General features: G+C 53.8%; 1 rRNA gene. It reads right to left on the bottom strand.

Annotated elements, in window-relative coordinates:
- Position 1: 1 nt before the first annotated feature.
- Positions 2-2,928, bottom strand: a 23S ribosomal RNA gene (locus tag BN3772_RS22980).
- Positions 2,929-2,951: the final 23 nt, after the last annotated feature.

The raw sequence follows: 2,951 nt of genomic DNA, 5'->3' as shown, positions 1-2,951 counted from the left end.
ATTGGATAAGCCCTCGACCGATTAGTATTGGTCAGCTCCATGCATTGCTGCACTTCCACCTCCAACCTATCTACCTCGTCGTCTTCAAGGGGTCTTACTAATTGGGAAATCTCATCTTGAGGGGGGCTTCACGCTTAGATGCTTTCAGCGCTTATCCCGTCCGTACGTAGCTACCCAGCCATGCTCCTGGCGGAACAACTGGTGCACCAGCGGTACGTCCATCCCGGTCCTCTCGTACTAAGGACAGCTCCTCTCAAATTTCCTGCGCCCACGACAGATAGGGACCGAACTGTCTCACGACGTTCTGAACCCAGCTCGCGTACCGCTTTAATGGGCGAACAGCCCAACCCTTGGGACCTACTTCAGCCCCAGGATGCGATGAGCCGACATCGAGGTGCCAAACCTCCCCGTCGATGTGGACTCTTGGGGGAGATAAGCCTGTTATCCCCAGGGTAGCTTTTATCCGTTGAGCGATGGCCCTTCCATGCGGTACCACCGGATCACTAAGTCCGACTTTCGTCCCTGCTCGACTTGTTGGTCTCGCAGTCAAGCTCCCTTATGCCTTTGCACTCTTCGAATGATTTCCAACCATTCTGAGGGAACCTTTGAACGCCTCCGTTACTCTTTAGGAGGCGACCGCCCCAGTCAAACTGCCCGCCTGACACGGTCCCCGTACCCGTTAAGGGCACCAGGTTAGAACCTAGATACGATCAGGGTGGTATCCCAACGGCGCCTCCACAGAAGCTTGCGCTCCTGTCTCTACGGCTCCCACCTATCCTGTACAGATCGTACCCAAATTCAATATCAAGCTGCAGTAAAGCTCCATGGGGTCTTTCCGTCTTGTCGCGGGTAACCTGCATCTTCACAGGTATTAAAATTTCACCGGATCTCTCGTTGAGACAGCGCCCAAGTCGTTACGCCATTCGTGCGGGTCAGAATTTACCTGACAAGGAATTTCGCTACCTTAGGACCGTTATAGTTACGGCCGCCGTTTACTGGGGCTTCGGTTCATAGCTTCGGATTGCTCCTAACCACTCCCCTTAACCTTCCAGCACCGGGCAGGCGTCAGCCCGTATACTTCGCCTTGCGGCTTCGCACAGACCTGTGTTTTTGCTAAACAGTCGCTTGGGCCTTTTCACTGCGGCCCCCTCGGGCTATTCACCCTACCGAGGCACCCCTTCTCCCGAAGTTACGGGGTCATTTTGCCGAGTTCCTTAACGAGAGTTCTTCCGCGCGCCTTAGAATTCTCTTCTCGCCTACCTGTGTCGGTTTGCGGTACGGGCACCTTCTCCTGGCTAGAGGCTTTTCTTGGCAGTGTGAGATCATGACCTTCGCTACTACAATTTTCGCTCCCCATCACAGCCCAGCCTTACGATGTGCGGATTTGCCTACACACCAGCCTCACTGCTTAGACGGACATCCATCAGTCCGCGTCACTACCCTCCTGCGTCACCCCATCGCTCATAGCGGATTACGGTGGTACAGTAATTTCAAACTGTTGTCCTTCGACTACGCCTATCGGCCTCGCCTTAGGTCCCGACTTACCCTGAGCGGACGAGCCTTCCTCAGGAAACCTTGGGCTTTCGGCGGATCAGATTCTCACTGATCTTTTCGTTACTCATACCGGCATTCTCACTTGTGTACTCTCCAGCGCTCCTTACGGTACACCTTCAACGTATACACAACGCTCCCCTACCCCAGATGCATACGCATCTAGCCATAGCTTCGGTGGTGTGTTTAGCCCCGTTACATTTTCGGCGCAGAGTCACTCGACCAGTGAGCTATTACGCACTCTTTAAATGGTGGCTGCTTCTAAGCCAACATCCTGGTTGTCTGTGCAACTCCACATCCTTTCCCACTTAACACACACTTGGGGACCTTAGCTGATGGTCTGGGCTGTTTCCCTTTTGACAATGGATCTTAGCACTCACTGTCTGACTCCCGGCAAGAAGATAATGGCATTCGGAGTTTGACTGAGCTTGGTAACCCTTGCGGGCCCCGCACCCAATCAGTGCTCTACCTCCATCACTCCATTCACCGAGGCTAGCCCTAAAGCTATTTCGGGGAGAACCAGCTATCTCCGAGTTCGATTGGAATTTCTCCGCTACCCCCACCTCATCCCCGCACTTTTCAACGTACGTGGGTTCGGGCCTCCAGTGCGTGTTACCGCACCTTCACCCTGGACAGGGGTAGATCACACGGTTTCGGGTCTACGTCCACATACTCAGTCGCCCTATTCAGACTCGCTTTCGCTGCGGCTCCGGCTTCTCACCTTAACCTTGCATGTTAAACGTAACTCGCCGGTTCATTCTACAAAAGGCACGCCATCACCCATAGATCGGGCTCTGACTTTTTGTAAGCACACGGTTTCAGGTTCTATTTCACTCCCCTTCCGGGGTGCTTTTCACCTTTCCCTCACGGTACTGTTTCACTATCGGTCGCCAGGTAGTATTTAGCCTTGACAGATGGTCCTGCCGGATTCATACGGGGTTTCACGTGCCCCGCACTACTCGGGATCCGTCTCGGAGAGAACACAGTTTAGGCTACAGGGCTTTTACCTCTATCGCGGGCCTTTCCAGACCTCTTCGCCTACCATATTCCTTTGTAACTCCATGTGAGACGTCCCACAACCCCAGGAGGCAAGCCCCCTGGTTTAGGCTGTTCCGCGTTCGCTCGCCGCTACTGACGGAATCACTATTGTTTTCTCTTCCTCAGGGTACTTAGATGTTTCAGTTCCCCTGGTCTGCCTCTGCGTATCCTATGTATTCAGATACGAGTAACTGCGAATTACCACAGCTGGGTTTCCCCATTCGGACACCCCCGGATCAAAGCTTGCTTACAGCTCCCCGAGGCAGTTTCGTTGTTCGCCACGTCCTTCGTCGGCTCCTGGCGCCTAGGCATCCTCCGTGTGCTCTTATTAGCTTAACCATCGCTCCGGTGTTTCGCTTGTT

The sequence above is a fragment of the Paenibacillus camerounensis genome (assembly GCF_000723885.1).
GTDB classification, from domain to species: Bacteria; Bacillota; Bacilli; order Paenibacillales; family Paenibacillaceae; genus Paenibacillus_AQ; species Paenibacillus_AQ camerounensis.
This window is presented reverse-complemented; position numbering and strand designations above follow the sequence as displayed.